The organism is Enterococcus sp. 7F3_DIV0205 (assembly GCF_002141365.2).
GTDB lineage: Bacteria > Bacillota > Bacilli > Lactobacillales > Enterococcaceae > Enterococcus_L > Enterococcus_L palustris.
Window position 1 is genome coordinate 2,920,478 of record NZ_CP147244.1, and the last position, 14,894, is coordinate 2,935,371.

Here is a 14,894-nt window from a genome sequence, read left to right on the forward strand (position 1 = left end):
TCCATTATTAGCGTTTTAAATAGATAGAATCTTTAGTGTCTATCCTTAAAATAATCAATCAGTTAAACCAATATTAGGAGGAATTTTATTATGAAAACAAGTACCTTAACAACAGGAATGATTTTATTAGCAGCGGGAAGTCTATTTGCGGTGACGGCCCATGCAGAAGAAGCACCAGCAAAACAAGCAACAACAAAGACGGAAGCAGCTGTTAAAGGTGGGGACCTTTATTTAACAGGTTTCACTAATACAGCGAATTTTGATTTTGATTTAAACGATGCTGTATCAACTGATGAAAATGGGAATACAACCATCAATTCAACTATCAAATCTAAACCAATGGAAAATGAATTAGGAATCATCCAAGGTCAAGTAGTTGATTTACTAGGATCTAACGAAAAATGGACAGTAAACGTTAAACTATCTGCCTTTGTAAACACTGAGAATAAAGAACAAACACTTGCGTCACCATTGATCGAAGGATCAAAAATTTTAGGGCAAGAAGTACCTAAATCAGCAGATAACTTAATTATCATCGATCAAGTGGGAACGAATATCGTTTCTGATGGCGAAACAACAGGTTTAGGTGTTAACACGATCGGGCTATCAAATGCGATGATGACATTCGGTTATACAAAGAACAAAAAAGTCGTAGCTGGAGATTACTCTGGTGAAATCAATTGGAACTTAGTTGATGCTGAAACAGGTCAAGAATAAGCAGTAGGTTAATTAGACATAGCAATAGTTATAACAAAAGTAGTTTGAAACAAAGAGCATGTCTTTTTGTTTCAAACTTATCTGTACATAAGTCACTCAAGTTATATATAGAAAGGAATAATGATAAATGAAAAAGATAGTAGGATTTTTAAGTATTATTTTTGTTGTTGGATTATTTTACGGAAACACTGTTTTTGCCGAAGAAATGTCATACTCAGTTCAAGCTATTTTACCTGAGAACCAAAAGACAGATGTTAGTTATTTTGATTTACATATGACTCCTTCGAAAGAGCAGGAGCTAAAATTAAAACTCATAAATTATGCAGATCGTCCATCAACGATTGCAGTTACCCCTAGAGATGCTTTCACAAATAATAATGGAATGGTCGATTATAGTGTTGATAAACCTCTATTAGACAAATCGATGAAGCATAGTTTGACGGATTTAGTTTCAGAAAAACAAATCGTTACGTTAAATCCTAAAGAAGAAAAAGAGATTCAGTTTCATTTGAAAATGCCAAGCGATTCTTTCGATGGCGAAATATTAGGTGGATTTTTTGTCCAAGAAGTCAATGACAAAGAGCCTTCAAAGGATTCAAATGAGAGCAAGCAGGAACAAAAAAATGCTTCAGGTGTCCAGTTGTCAAATCGATTTTCATACACGATTGGTGTAAAACTAAGCGAAACGGATACTATTGTAAAACCAGAAATCAAACTTGGGGACATTAAGGCAGGTCTGACAAATGGACGGACAGCTTTTTTAGCGACATTAAGAAATGTTCAAAGTGCGACCTTAAAAAAAGCGACTGTTGAAGCGAAAGTGTATCAAAAAGATCAATTGATATACACAACAAAAACGGAAAAATTGGCGATGGCGCCGCATTCTGTATTTGATTACAATGTTTCTTTAGAGAATGAAGAAATACGTGCAGGCGAGTACACACTTAAGTTAGAGGTTACAAGTGGTGAAGAGAAGTGGGCCTTTACAAAAGAATTCGATGTTGAGCAAAAAGAGGCAGAGAAACTTAATGAAGAAGCTGTAGATGTAGTAAAACAGCCAACCAATTATTGGCCGTGGGTGGCAGCTGGAATGGGCGTTATCTTAGTTGGATTACTAGGGTACATTGTTTATCAAAAAAAACATAACTAAGCGAAATGAGTTTGAGACAAGAGTCGATTAGGTTCGAGCAATATAAAAAGCGAGCAACACGCTTTTTGTATTGCTCGCTTTTTTGCGAAATTGCCGAAGAACCTGACTGTTGGTCACCGTTTATTAAGTTTTGTCTCGCACTCGCTTCGTTTTTAGTATCTAATAAAATGAATAGTTTATCTAAAATGCTGCAATTCCATCAATTTCAACTTTAAAGTCTGGATCGATCAATCCGGCAACAACAACTAATGTAGAAGTAGGTTTTGATGCGCCGACAAATGATGCTAGCTTACTTCTAACGCCTGGCAGATAGGCAACATCTGTAATATATATCGTGATTTTTACTAAATCATCTACCGTTAAATTATTTTCATGCAAAGCAGTGATGATTTTTTCTAATACAATTTCTGTTTGCTCTTCAATACCATGCGGTGTGTAACCCTCTTTACTTGGTGTTTGGCCTGAAATATATAGGGACTTGTTGCCAGCGATTTTTGTGTTTTGATAAATTTGCACGTTGCTTCCTCCATTCTAGTTGGTAGATTCATTGTATCATATTCAGGAATGATTATAGGGAAAGGCATCATTTGGGGTATTTTTAGTAACATCTATATTTTTTATAAGAATATCTATATTTTGTTTATTTTTATTCCTTTTTGAAAGCGCTACAATTCTATTGTAGACAATTTGATGAAAGGAGTTGGGGAAATGAAGAAGAAGTCAAAGCGCTCGCTTTTCTTTACGAATGTATGGCGGTATAAAGCCTTGATCTTAATGGCGATTCCAGCGATGGTTTGGATGATCTTTTTCTTTTATATTCCAGTATTGACCAATGTGGTAGCTTTTAAGGATTTCCATATTTCACCAGATGGGTTTATCGCTAGTTTGAAAGAGAGCCCTTGGGTTGGCTTGGATAATTTCAAGTTTTTGTTTTCTTCTAATGATGCCTTCTTGATTACGAAAAATACAGTGTTGTACAACGTGACGTTTATTACGCTAAACCTTGTCATTTCTGTATTTTTTGCAATCGTGATGAGTGAATTGCGGAATAAGCGTTTGGTAAAAGTTTATCAAACGATGTCTCTTTTGCCGTATTTCTTATCTTGGGTTATTATTGGGTATTTTGTTTATGCCTTTTTAAGTCCAGATAAAGGGATTTTCAATCAGTGGATTGCTAGTCGTGGAGGAATGCCGATCAATTGGTATAGTGAAGCGAAATATTGGCCGTTCATCTTAGTATTTATCGGAACGTGGAAAGGAATCGGCTATAATAGTATCATTTATTTTGCTTCTGTTATGGGAATTGATCCGACTTATTATGAGGCTGCGATGGTGGATGGTGCCAGCAAGTGGCAGCAAATCAAAAATGTAACGATTCCTCAATTGTTACCTCTGATGACGATCATGACGATTTTGGCTGTGGGAAATATTTTTAGGGCGGATTTTGGTTTGTTCTATAACGTTCCAAGAAATTCTGGTTCATTGTATCAGGTCACGTCTGTTTTGGATACTTACATCTTCAACGGCTTGACCGCTACAGGCGATATCGGCATGACAGCAGCAGCTGGGTTATACCAGTCGACAGTTGGTTTTATCTTGTTGATGGTTACAAATGGAATCGTTCGTCGCTTTGACAATGATTCGGCATTATTCTAAGGAGGAGTGAAAACATTGAAGAAAAAGCCAGTTTCAAAAGTAGCAATACGCTCATTTAATAGACCTGCAAATTTGTTTTTTAATGTGTTGATCGCAGTTTTTGCTCTATCTTGCATTTTGCCGTTTTTGTTTGTTGTCGCGATCTCACTTACTAATGAAACAGCACTAGCCACTCATGGGTATAGTTTTTGGCCTAAGGAGTTTAGTTTCTTTGGCTATACTTACTTATTTGATCAGATGCAAGACAAGATTTTTCAAGCATTGTTTGTCACCGTTTTAGTAACGGTAGTTGGAACGTTGATCAATAGTACGGCGACTTCACTATATGCTTATGTGATTTCAAGATCTAATTTTCCGTTTCGTCGGTTTTTTACTGTTTTTTGTTTGATTACGATGTTGTTTTCCCCAGGGATGGTGGCAAATTATATAGTGATGACGAATTTACTGCAGTTAAAAGATACGATTTGGGCATTGATTTTGCCAATGGCGGTCAGTCCGTTTAATATTATTGTGATGCGGACCTTTTTCAAGCGCTCGGTGTCTGATTCGATCATTGAGTCAGCGCGGATCGACGGGGCTTCTGAGATGCGGATTTTTATTCAAATCGTGTTACCACTAGCAGTACCGGGAATTGCAACAATCAGTTTATTTGCCGCTTTAGGGTATTGGAATGACTGGTTTAATGCACTCTTATATATTCAAAAAGATAGTTTAGTTCCACTGCAATATTTATTGATGAAGATTCAAAACAACATTCAATACTTGACCCAAAATGCTGGAGCCAGTAGTCAATTATCTGGCGGGATGGCAGCGATACCGGGAGAATCAGCTCGGATGGCAATCGTCGTTATTTCGACATTACCAATTGCAATCAGTTATCCATTTTTCCAAAAGTATTTTGTAAAAGGGTTAACGATTGGCGGAGTTAAGGAATAAAAAGCTTACTCATTCAGCTTTTCCTGCAAGGCTAAACGAGCCCGCTACGCTTTTTCCTTGAAACATGCCAAGAAACACAACGAAGAACTGTGTTGATGTTGAATGGTACAAGGTGAAGTGGAACATTGTTACTATTTTAAATTACAAGGAGGAACAGGAATGAAGACGTGGAAAAAAGTAATCGGTTTAAGTACAGCAGTTGTTCTTTTAGGTGCGTTAACAGCATGCGGCGGTGGTAAAGGAAAAACAGAAGGAAGTAGCAAAAAAGCGGATGAAAATACACTAATGATGTATCAAATCGGAGATAAACCTGATAACTATGATGCCTTGATGGAAACGGCTAACAAGAAGATCGAAGAAAAAACAGGTGTTAAACTAAACATCCAGTATATTGGATGGGGCGATTATGAGAAAAAAATGAGTGTTATTGTCTCTTCTGGTGAAAATTATGATATTGCGTTTGCGGATAATTACGTACCAAATGCGCAAAAGGGTGCGTATGCTGATTTAACTGAACTGGCACCGAAATTTGCTAAAGATGCTTATGACCAGTTGGATGAAGCGTATATAAAAGGAAATTTGGTGGATGGTAAATTATACGCATTTCCAGTAAATGGCAACGTATACTCTCAACAAGTACTGACATTCAACAAACAATATTTGGATAAATACAAGTTATCGATCGATAATATTAAGTCATACAAAGATGCAGAAAACGTACTAAAAACATTCCATGAAAAAGAACCAAATATTGCAGCATTTGCGATTGGTCAAGGATTCAAAGCACAAGGTGATTTTGACTTTCCGATTGGGAATGGCTATCCATTCGCAGTGGATTTAAATGGTGATCCTAAAAAAATCGTCAACCAATATGAAAATAAAGACTTCATGGACGTCTTAAAAACAATGCATAAATGGTATCAAGCAGGCTACATTCCATCAGATGCGGCTACAAGTAATACAGAGTTTCCACTAGAAGGAAATACTTGGTTCGTTCGTCAAGAAACACAAGGTCCTTACGATTATGGTGATACGATTTTAAGTAATGCTGCAGGACAAGAATTAGTATCTAAAGCCTTTACTACACCACTTAAATCAAGTGATCAAGCTCGAATGGCCAACTTTGTAGTCTCAAATACGTCTAAAAATAAAGAAAAAGCTGTAGAAGTATTAGGTCAAATCAATAGTGATCCAGAATTGCTGAATGGATTAGTTTGGGGAATTGAAGGCGAAGCTTGGGAAAAAATTCCAGGCAAAGAGGGTAAAATCAAATTGCTCGATGGGTATAAACCAAACACGCATTTACCAGCCTGGAATACAGGGAATAACAAAATTTTATACACCCAAGATACCATCACAGATGATATGATCAAAGAGCGTGATGAATCAATTGCTAAAGCAGAGACATCTCCGATTTTAGGCTTTAACTTCGTGACATCAAATGTGAAAACAGAAATGAGTAATATAGCGAACGTTATGAGTCAATACCTAGATGGTTTAAATACAGGAACTGTTGACCCAGAAGAAACAGTCCCTAAATTAAAAGAAGCGCTTGTTAATGCTGGTTACGAAAAAGTCTTAGCTGAAATGCAAAAACAATACGATGAATTTTTGAAAAAATAAAACAGGTATAAATCCTTGGAACCAAGTGAATCGATAATACATCGTTTTTACTTGGTTCTTTTAAAAATAATTGGGTTAAACTGCGTACTATTATCTTAGACAGTAGTTTTTTATTTGGAATATCCGGAATAGTTATTTATTATACTAATAGAGAAGTAGAAAGGAAGAGTTAGATGGTTGGAAAAGCGTTGGAAACATTGTTCATTAAAATCTGGGTCATTGTAAAGTTAAATTTATTTTTTTGGTTATTCAGCTGTTGTGGTTTACTTATAGCGGGGATTGGGCCAGCGTTGAAAACAATCAATGAATTATTTATCAGTCATCAATTTAATTACAAAGATATTACGTTGAAAGCAGGTTGGAGTCGTTTTAAGCAGAATTTTGTCAGAGGAAATATTCTCTTTTATGGCACTATTTTGTTATTAACAGGTTTAGCCTATAATTTATTTTTATCTGTTCAAATCCAAGGATTGGCGTTTTTGATGATTGATTTTCTTTTAGTCTTTGCAATGATCTATGCAGTTGTGACTTTTCAGTATACATTACTATTAGACAGTTATTATGAAATCGGTTTGAAAAATTTATTGAAACTAGCGTTTATTTCGACGTTATCAAATTTTACCAATCTTTTAAAAATTGCAATTGGCATATGCTTGATTCTGTTCGTTACGTGGAAGTTTAAAGGATTGATTCTATTTGGTACGTTTTCTATGATTCAAATTTGGAGTTTCACGGCAACAAAATCATGGCGCCAAACAATCGATCAACGATTGGAACTCCATGCGTAAACAAAAACCTTCTTTCTTTAATGAAAAAACGTTACTGAACCGTTTGCTGAAAAATTATGCGTTGATCCTTGTGTCTTTGATTTTGATCGGCATGGTCAGTATTGGTATGAATACCTATTGGCAATCGATGGGAAGAGGGGAGATTACAGCACAAGAAGCTGTAGACACGATTAGCCGCTCGATCAATGATAAGAATCTACAAGGTAAAACGATGTTGAATAGTTTGAGAGATAATCAAGAAAAAATCAACAATTTAAATCGTTACATGGATACTTCGATTTCAGATTACTTGAATTACTCTTATGATCAACAGTTAGAAACAGGCAACTATCTATTTTTACCCGGCCAAGTAAAAAATTTTTATACCATGTATGATAATATCGAATCGATTATCATCGTATTGAACAATTATACTGATTATTATCTTTCTAGTGTTGAAAATAAGAGTGGTAAGAAGATAGAAGGAACGCCACGTCTAAATAATAAGTTTTATTTGGCGTATCCAATCACAAATCCAGTGACTTTAGAAGTGCTGGGCAGTTTTTATATTGAGTTTTCTCAAAAAGATATTATCGATAGCTTGACTCATTTAACGACATTCGATGGATTATTAGCGTATGTATTTTCAAGTACAGGGTATCAATTATTGACTTATACGGAACAAAATAACACGTCAGACCAACAACTGATTCAGCAAAAAATGAAAGAAACATCTGCTTTGCCAATTCAACAGTTGGCAGAAAATAATATACTGGAACATCTGAAAACAACGAGTGGTTTTGATATTTTAGTGACGATCTCTAAGAAAAAGATCTTGACGCAAGTTCTTTTTGATTTACGGATTCTGATGCTGGGTGGTTTGGTGTTGATTTTATTACTGTTATATTTGCTTTATCGAACCTTTACGAAGTATTCTCAACAAGTCGATATTATTATGGGATCGATGGCGCTTGTTTCTGAAGGAGATTTGAATACACGGATCAATGATCAAGAGACCCAATTTGAGTTAAAAGAATTATCTATAGGAATCAATACGATGTTGGATAATATTGAGCAATATATTGCGGATATCTATAAACTAGAGATCAAGCAGCAAGACGCACATATGAGAGCCTTACAATCGCAAATCAGTCCCCATTTCTTATATAACACACTCGAGTATATTCGAATGTATGCATTAAGTGAAGGGAGTGAGGAACTAGCGGATGTCGTATATGCCTTCTCAACCTTACTGCGGAATAATACCGATCAGGCTAAGACAACAACGTTGGAAAAAGAGCTAAGTTTTTGTGAAAAGTATGTATATTTATATCAAATGAGATATCCAGATCGAATTGCATATCACTTTGAGATCGATGAGGCATTAAAGGAACTGGTTTTACCGAAATTCTCAATTCAGCCGTTGATTGAAAATTATTTTGTTCATGGTATCGATTTTTCCAGAAATGACAATGCTATCAGCGTGAAGGCTCGTTTAATTAAGGGGCAGGTAAAGATTTCAATACGTGATAATGGCAAAGGAATCTCTTTACAAAAGCTAGCGTTGATTCAAACTAAATTGAAGAGCGAGCAAATCGAGCTGCATGATTCGATTGGGCTGCAAAATGTAAATGAACGTTTGCGTGCTTATTTTGGCCCATCATTTTTAATGACGATTACGCCAAACGAAATAAAAGGAATCGCAATTGAGTTAACCTTTGATGATCCTCTTTCCTAACAAATCTGATTGACAATGAAAAGAAAAAGAAAGTTTATTTCAAAAAAAGTCACCGTCTTTTACAGCAAAATCATTTTGCGATGAGTAGTCGTAGAGTAAAGGAGTAATAAAATGAATTACAATGTTTTATTGGTTGATGATGAGTATATGATCGTAAATGGGCTGAAAAAAATTATTTCTTGGGAAGCAGAAGGCTTTTCCATCAAAGGGACGGCGCGAAATGCCAAAGAAGCATTGACGATGATGGAGACAGAGGCGATTGATCTAGTCATTACGGATATCACAATGCCGGAAATGACAGGATTAGAATTTATTGAAGCTGCTCAAAAAGAGGCGAGAGAATTTGAATTTATGATTCTTTCTGGTTATCAAAAATTCGATTTCTTAAAAGGCGGATTACAGTTGGGGGCTATCAATTATTTGATGAAGCCTGTAGATAAGGTTGAACTTCTAAAAAGTGTTAAAAAAGCAAGAAAACGTCTAGATGAACGCAATCAACAAGAAACTAGAAATGGCTTGTATAGTGAAATTTTATTGTCCCAATGGGTGAATGGCGAAATTGATAAGGATAGTTATGAAGAGCTGGATCGATTGGTCAATACTACAGAAAAATCAGAGTGGACAGTTCTGTTGATAGAGGTTAATCGCGAGAAAAAGATCAATGTGATTGACTGGCTAGAAAATCAGCAGCAATCGTTATTATTTACTCGTAATTTAGGGGATAAAAGTCTGATTGTACATATATTTAAAGGTGGCAAGTATCAATTGAACCAGCTCTTAATAGCCAATCCGTTACAAGCCAATGAAGATGATAGTTGGTTGATAAGTGTTGGTGAGACGGTCAGTGATTGGGAGGACGTGCCAGATAGTTATGAAAAAGCAAATCAAACATTACAGCGCTATAAGTTTTATGAAGCTAGCGGCAGTAATGTACTGTATTCTGTTTTTTCAGATGATTTTGATCTATCAGCAGATATTATCAATTTTAACAAGACGTTGATGGTGGGAGATTTTACCACGATCGAGACGACGATTGCTGAAATTTTTGCTAAGACGCAAAAAATTGGTGCTCGTCCTGAGGATGTTCGGCATATTACGTTTATGCTTTTTATGGATATTTATCGCCGTTTTAATCATTTGGATGAAGGGGAGTATCAGCAAGTGTTAGATGATATCAATCACTCGTCTAACGCTGATAAACTGCATGATATTCTATCCACTACAGTGACTCAAATCACGCGGGAAAAAATAGCATACGATTACTCAGAAAACGTTCAAAAAGTGATCGATAAAATTCGTTCGGATTATACAAGCGAATTAACATTGAAATGTGTAGCGCAATCATTGCATCTTAATGTGATGTACTTGGGGCAACTATTCAAAAAAGAAACGAAGAAGAGCTTTTCCCAATATTTAAACCAATATCGTATGAAAAAAGCTCAAAATTTGTTGCTTTATACGGATGATAACGTAAATGAAATTGCTGATAAAATCGGCTTTAACAACAGCACATACTTCTCTCAAATTTTCAAAAAGATGAATGATTTAACGCCGAAAGAATTTCGAGAAAAATATAAACACCATTACGATTCGGTGGGGGAAGAATAGGTGAAAAAGCAACCACAAGAGATCTGCTCTTGTAGTTGCTTTTTTTGTAAATAACACGTTATTAAATGCTAAAAGGAAGTTGATCTTTTTTGTATTGTCTCGGTCTAGGCACGGTGCCCAAAGTAAAGTCGATCGTACCACCATTTATCAAGCTGTCATGAGTGAAAACTAATTCCTCATGCAAAGAATCATTGTAACGAATATGGTCCACAAATTGTTGCTGTTCCTGATTTGGACTAGTGGAAATAGTCAATGTTTCACCGCTAGATAAATGAATAATCGCTTTATCAAATAAAGGCATCCCAATCACATATTCGCCTGAACCAGGGCAAACAGGATAAAATCCTAATGAACTAAAAATATACCAACTAGCCATGCTTCCATTATCTTCATCGCCTGGGAAACCAGTAGAGCTATCATCGAACTCTTGGATCATTAATTGTTTTAGTAATGGCTGGGCAAACTCCGGTTTTCCAATATAGCTAAATAAATAGGGAAAATGAAAGCTAGGCTGATTAGAAATTGCCAATTGGCCAAACTCTGTGGCGGCCATTTCACTCATTTCGTGAATTTCAAACCCATATCCATCAACATTAAAGACTGGTGCCTGATTGCATAAATCAATCAATGTTTCTTGAAATTCGTCTGGTCCACCATATGCTGCAATCAAACCTTTAAAATCATGATACACCGCAAAACTACTTTGCCACGCACTACCTTCAGCGTAATCTTCTCCCCATTGGTGACTGTTAAAAGGTTCTTTGAATGTGCCATCTGTTTGTTTAGCCCGCATAAAGCCAGTTTCAGGATCAAAAATAGTTAAATAATTCTTTGCTTGTTTTTCATAATGTTCAGCAATTGTATGTTCTTCCAATGATTTTGCAACTTGGCTGATGCAGAAATCGCTATAGCAATAATCTAAGGTATGGTTTACAGACTCATGATAGTGAGCAGGAACATAGCCATAAGTCAAATAATCGTTGGTTCCTTGTCTGCCGTAATTTGGATTCTCACTTTGAATTGTCGCTCCTTTGATCATAGCTTCTAAAAATTCAGGCATCAAATCAGGACGAATATTTTTTACTGCAGCATCAGCAACCACAGCATCGATCAATGTGCCTGGCATTAAGCCTCGTTCGTCAGGTGAAAGCCATTTAGGCAAATAGCCGCTTTCTCGATAACTATTCAAAAAACCTTCCAGCATTTCTGCATATTTTTCTTGAGCAATCAATGAATAAAGAGGATAAACCGTTTTATAAGTATCCCAAAACCCATTATTTGTATAGAGAAATCCTGGTTTTACTTCTTTAGCCAACGTATCATAATGAATAATTTTGTTGTGAGCATCTTTTTCATAAAATGTTTGTGGAAATAAAAAAGCACGATATAAATTATGATAAAAGGTCGAACGACGCTGTTGGTTCTTATCTTGAATCTCGATTTTATTCAGATAATGAGACCACTGCTTTTCTGAGTTTGCAAGGTAGTCTGCTGGTTGCCAATGTGCTTCACGAGACAAATTCAATTTAGCTTGTTCTAAACTGATAAAAGAAGTACCGAACTGGACTACTTGTTCTCCAATATTTCCAAATGAAAAAGTAATGCACTCATTTTCACCTTTTTGTTCGACAGGTTTTTCAAAAGTTAAAGCTTGGTCAAAATGCAAGGTAAAGTAAAAAGAAAAATGATTATCCTTACAACCTGCGGAGTTTATTATAGAGCCGGAAACGGTATGAGCATCCTCGATAGTAAGGTGATATTTTCCAGGTAACGAAAGTAAAAGTCCGGCATCTGCTTGTGTGTAACTTGCTGTTAAGACACCACCATACATACTAGGAATTAGACGAGTTGTCAGTTGATAGCGCTGTGCTGTCAGTTCTAAATAACTAGGATTAAAAACGCTTTCATCTGGTCGGTAAGAAGACTGAGCATGAAAGACAGTCGATTCTTTTAGTTTGCCATTAAAAGGCAACATAACCAAATAACTAAAATCCCCCATCCAAGGACTAGGTTGATGGGTCAAGCGAAACCCTTGAAAGACTCGGTCACGAGGATTGAACCACCAACTACCGTTATCTCCATTAGTTTGAGGTGCAAAATAGTTCATGCCAAAAGGCACACCCGTATAAGGTAAACAATTACCATTTGAAAAAGAATGTTGATTATCAGTTCCGTGTCTAGTGTCGATGAATGTTGGTTTCATACATTAATTCTCCTTTGTAGAGTGTCGAATAATTTGTTTTACTGGAACTTGCTGATCTGTTGGAATCACTTGTTTTTCGATCCATTCTATCAGCATCGTGCCGGCAAGGTTACCCATCCCTTTAAAATCCTGAGCAATTGTGGTTAAAGATGGATCGATCAATGAGGCAGCTTGGATATTATCGAAACCAATAACGGATAATTGATTTGGTATATCAACATTGGCTCGCTTGGCTTGGTTCATTAAAGAAATCGCTACTAAATCATTTTCACAGACAACACCAGTAATCGCATTTTCTAAAATATAAGCAATAACATCGGAGTGTAGGAAGGCTTGCTTATCTGTTAAAGCGGTATGAAAAGATAAGTGCTGTTCTTTCGTCGAATGAATGTAGCCTAAATAGCGCTGCCGTACAGATTGCGGCAGTGTTTCTTCTCCAAAAATATAAGCAATCCGTTGGTGACCTTGAGTTGCTAAATAAGTTGTCGCCATCGCACCACCTGAAAAGTTGTTCGATTGAACAGTGGGATAAGGCAGATCGTGGATCTTTTTATCTAAGATGATGACTGGAAATTGCTGAATAGACAACTCGAATAACGTATCTAAAAAGTCTTCAGTATTATGTGCATAGTAGATCATTCCGTCAAAATCTTCGATGATATCAGCTGCTTGTTTATTGATCAAAAATTCTGAGGATGACATGATTACTTCGTAGTGATGTTCACTTGTAACAGGAGCTAATCCCTCATTGAAGTTCCCAAGAGAAAGATCATTTACGAAAGGAATCAAAAATAAAATACGTGACACTTTTTTCTTCATAGGTTTACGTTTTTGAACATAGCTGCCTTTTCCTTGGATACGATAAATCAACCCTTGATTTTCGAGCTCTGTTAGTGCTCGTTTCGAGGTGATACGGCTGACATTATACGTTTGAGAGAGTTCCTTCTCTGTTGGAAGTTGGGCATTTTCTGGCAATTTTCCAGTTTCGATTGCTTGCAATAAGTCATCGGTGATTTTTTTATATAATGGTTTTGACATAGTTGTTCTCCTAAATGTGAAATGATATATCATTGTTGTTAGTTTAACATAGAAAGAAAAAGAGTTCAATTTAAAAATATTAATAAAAACAGTAGACAAAACGCTTTCATTATCATATACTTTCGTTGTGAAATGATATATCAACTAACGGGAGGTACGTATGGCTTACAAAAAAATACCAAACTCAGTTCAAGATTTTATGGATAAAATCACTAAGATGTGTGGGGAAGAGCACGCTGGTTGGGCGGAAAACTTCAATGCAGCTTTTGCCAATACCTTGACTACGACAGTCAAAAGACAAGCGGATGGGACTACGTTTTTACTAACAGGAGATATTCCTGCGATGTGGCTGAGAGATTCTACTGCGCAAGTTCGTCCTTATTTAGTTATCGCCAAAGAAGATGAAGAATTAAGAGACATGATTTGCGGTTTGGTCCAACGTCAATTTTTCTATATTACGATGGATCCTTATGCTAATGCATTCAATGAAGAACCGAATGGTGCTGGACATCAGAGCGATCACACGGTAATGAGTCCGTGGATCTGGGAGCGGAAATACGAAATAGATTCACTTTGTTACCCCGTTCAGCTCGCTTACTTGCTATTCAAAAATACGAGATGCAAGAAGCAATTCGATGAGAATTTTGTAGCAGGTGTGAAAAAGATTTTGACGGTTTTTAAAACAGAACAAGAGCACCAAAATTCACCATATACATTCGAACGCGATACTACACGTTTAGAGGACACACTTCCAAATGATGGTCGAGGCAGTGAGGTCAGTAAAACAGGGATGACTTGGTCGGGCTTTCGTCCGAGCGATGACGCTTGCCGTTACGGTTATTTAGTGCCATCGAATATGTTTGCTGTAGTTATTTTGGGCTATATCGAAGAGATTTTTACTGAAATATTGTCTGATCCAGAAATAGTAGCGCAAGCATCTTCACTTAGAAAAGAAATTGATTCTGGAATTCACCAATTTGGCAAAACGGACAATCGAGCTGGAGACGCTATCTACGCATACGAAGTAGATGGTCTAGGTAATGCTAGCATTATGGATGATAGCAATATTCCTAATCTGCTTTCTGCACCTTATTTGGGCTATACAACAGTTGATGACGAGACGTATCAAGCAACTAGAAAAACAATTTTAAGTAAGGAAAACCCTTATTTTTATGAGGGGAAATACGCTAAAGGTATCGGTAGTTCTCATACGCCAGAAAATTATATTTGGCCGATCGCGTTGGCGATGGAAGGTATGACGACAAAAAACAAGTCAGAAAAAGAACGAATCTTGAATTCTTTAGTAGCCAACGACGGAGGCACACACTTAATGCATGAAGGATTTGATGTAGACAATCCGAAAAATTATACACGTGAATGGTTCTCTTGGGCGAACATGATGTTTTGTGAGTTGGTGATGGATTATTTTGATATTCGAGTTGAACGATAAAAAGAATG

At 36.5% G+C, this 14,894-nt stretch carries 12 protein-coding genes; 9 read left to right on the plus strand and 3 right to left on the minus strand.

Features of this window, described 5'->3' with window-relative positions:
* Positions 1-90: 90 nt before the first annotated feature.
* Together A5821_RS13680 and A5821_RS13685 are read left to right on the plus strand one after the other, a co-directional pair.
* Positions 91-717 carry a WxL domain-containing protein gene (locus A5821_RS13680; protein WP_086315303.1) on the plus strand — a complete coding sequence of 209 codons (627 nt, stop codon included), beginning with the start codon at positions 91-93 and terminating at the stop codon, positions 715-717.
* Between the two features lie 127 nt (positions 718-844).
* On the plus strand, positions 845-1,867 hold the full coding sequence (locus A5821_RS13685) for a DUF916 and DUF3324 domain-containing protein (RefSeq protein WP_086315304.1): 1,023 nt from the start codon (positions 845-847) through the stop codon (positions 1,865-1,867).
* Positions 1,868-2,047: 180 nt separating this feature from the next.
* Here A5821_RS13685 and A5821_RS13690 read toward each other — a convergent pair whose 3' ends face one another.
* The gene (locus A5821_RS13690; RefSeq protein ID WP_086315305.1) at positions 2,048-2,383 is read right to left on the minus strand and encodes a RidA family protein; all 336 of its coding nucleotides are present in this window, start codon (positions 2,381-2,383) and stop codon (positions 2,048-2,050) included.
* Positions 2,384-2,557: 174 nt separating this feature from the next.
* On the opposite strand from A5821_RS13690, the gene A5821_RS13695 reads away from it, so the two are divergent.
* From A5821_RS13695 to A5821_RS13720, 6 genes are all read left to right on the plus strand, one after another.
* Positions 2,558-3,523: an ABC transporter permease gene (locus tag A5821_RS13695; RefSeq protein ID WP_422392079.1), complete on the plus strand. Its 966-nt coding sequence runs from the start codon at positions 2,558-2,560 to the stop codon at positions 3,521-3,523.
* A gap of 15 nt (positions 3,524-3,538) precedes the next feature.
* Entirely contained in the window at positions 3,539-4,459 is a 921-nt protein-coding gene (locus A5821_RS13700) for a carbohydrate ABC transporter permease (protein ID WP_086315307.1), read from the plus strand.
* Between the two features lie 159 nt (positions 4,460-4,618).
* The gene (locus A5821_RS13705; RefSeq protein ID WP_086315308.1) at positions 4,619-6,082 is read left to right on the plus strand and encodes an ABC transporter substrate-binding protein; all 1,464 of its coding nucleotides are present in this window, start codon (positions 4,619-4,621) and stop codon (positions 6,080-6,082) included.
* 173 nt (positions 6,083-6,255) lie between these two features.
* Positions 6,256-6,870, plus strand: a complete 615-nt coding sequence (locus A5821_RS13710; RefSeq protein WP_086315309.1) for a YesL family protein — start codon at positions 6,256-6,258, stop codon at positions 6,868-6,870.
* Positions 6,863-8,587 (plus strand): sensor histidine kinase, encoded by a 1,725-nt coding sequence (locus A5821_RS13715; protein WP_086315310.1) that lies wholly within the window; start codon positions 6,863-6,865, stop codon positions 8,585-8,587. The genes A5821_RS13710 and A5821_RS13715 overlap by 8 nt, the downstream gene beginning before the upstream one ends.
* A 111-nt stretch (positions 8,588-8,698) precedes the next feature.
* Complete coding sequence (locus A5821_RS13720; protein WP_086315311.1) at positions 8,699-10,195, plus strand: response regulator transcription factor; 1,497 nt, start codon at positions 8,699-8,701, stop codon at positions 10,193-10,195.
* A 61-nt stretch (positions 10,196-10,256) separates the two neighbouring features.
* Here the strand turns inward: A5821_RS13720 and A5821_RS13725 are convergent, their stop codons facing one another.
* Together A5821_RS13725 and A5821_RS13730 are read right to left on the minus strand one after the other, a co-directional pair.
* A complete protein-coding gene (locus A5821_RS13725) occupies positions 10,257-12,398 on the minus strand; it encodes a GH92 family glycosyl hydrolase (protein WP_086315312.1) in 2,142 nt (713 codons plus the stop codon).
* A 3-nt stretch (positions 12,399-12,401) separates the two neighbouring features.
* On the minus strand, positions 12,402-13,436 hold the full coding sequence (locus A5821_RS13730) for a GntR family transcriptional regulator (RefSeq protein ID WP_086315313.1): 1,035 nt from the start codon (positions 13,434-13,436) through the stop codon (positions 12,402-12,404).
* A gap of 160 nt (positions 13,437-13,596) precedes the next feature.
* On the opposite strand from A5821_RS13730, the gene A5821_RS13735 reads away from it, so the two are divergent.
* Entirely contained in the window at positions 13,597-14,886 is a 1,290-nt protein-coding gene (locus tag A5821_RS13735) for a glycoside hydrolase family 125 protein (protein ID WP_086315314.1), read from the plus strand.
* The last annotated feature ends 8 nt before the right edge of the window (positions 14,887-14,894 follow it).

Bases quoted from the DNA above. Each gene is read 5' to 3' on its own strand.
- A5821_RS13680 (WP_086315303.1), top strand. From the start codon at position 91: ATGAAAACAAGTACCTTAACAACAGGAATGATTTTATTAGCAGCGGGA.
- A5821_RS13685 (WP_086315304.1), top strand. From the start codon at position 845: ATGAAAAAGATAGTAGGATTTTTAAGTATTATTTTTGTTGTTGGATTA.
- A5821_RS13695 (WP_422392079.1), top strand. From the start codon at position 2,558: ATGAAAGGAGTTGGGGAAATGAAGAAGAAGTCAAAGCGCTCGCTTTTC.
- A5821_RS13705 (WP_086315308.1), top strand. From the start codon at position 4,619: ATGAAGACGTGGAAAAAAGTAATCGGTTTAAGTACAGCAGTTGTTCTT.
- A5821_RS13710 (WP_086315309.1), top strand. From the start codon at position 6,256: ATGGTTGGAAAAGCGTTGGAAACATTGTTCATTAAAATCTGGGTCATT.
- A5821_RS13715 (WP_086315310.1), top strand. From the start codon at position 6,863: ATGCGTAAACAAAAACCTTCTTTCTTTAATGAAAAAACGTTACTGAAC.
- A5821_RS13720 (WP_086315311.1), top strand. From the start codon at position 8,699: ATGAATTACAATGTTTTATTGGTTGATGATGAGTATATGATCGTAAAT.
- A5821_RS13725 (WP_086315312.1), bottom strand. From the start codon at position 12,398: ATGAAACCAACATTCATCGACACTAGACACGGAACTGATAATCAACAT.
- A5821_RS13730 (WP_086315313.1), bottom strand. From the start codon at position 13,436: ATGTCAAAACCATTATATAAAAAAATCACCGATGACTTATTGCAAGCA.
- A5821_RS13735 (WP_086315314.1), top strand. From the start codon at position 13,597: ATGGCTTACAAAAAAATACCAAACTCAGTTCAAGATTTTATGGATAAA.